This is a genomic window from Chryseobacterium sp. SIMBA_028 (assembly GCF_046535285.1).
In the GTDB taxonomy this organism is placed as follows: Bacteria; Bacteroidota; Bacteroidia; order Flavobacteriales; family Weeksellaceae; genus Chryseobacterium.
In genome coordinates this window covers 1-262 of the sequence record NZ_JAWRWZ010000431.1, presented here as the reverse complement: position 1 = coordinate 262, position 262 = coordinate 1, and the positions used below count along the sequence as shown (strand labels likewise).

The following is a 262-nucleotide window of genomic DNA, read 5'->3' as shown; positions in this document are numbered from 1 at the left end:
ATATATAAATGCACCTTTTTCTTTTGCTAATTTTAATGCAGCCATGGTATCTGCGGTTTCTCCTGACTGAGAAATTGCGATCACTACATCTTTATCTGTAATAATTGGATTTCTGTATCTGAATTCTGAAGCATATTCTACTTCTACAGGAATTCTCGCGTATTCTTCAATAAGATATTCGCCAATCAGTCCTGCATGCCAAGAAGTTCCGCACGCAATAATGATGATTCTGTTAGCATTTTTAAATTTCTCAACATGATCC

Annotated in this window: 1 protein-coding gene; it reads right to left on the bottom strand. The window is 35.5% G+C overall.

The genetic code is table 11. The features are described 5' to 3' along the window. A partial coding sequence (locus SCA31_RS24015) for an SIS domain-containing protein (RefSeq protein WP_410699505.1) occupies nt 1-262 on the bottom strand: 262 nt, incomplete at both ends.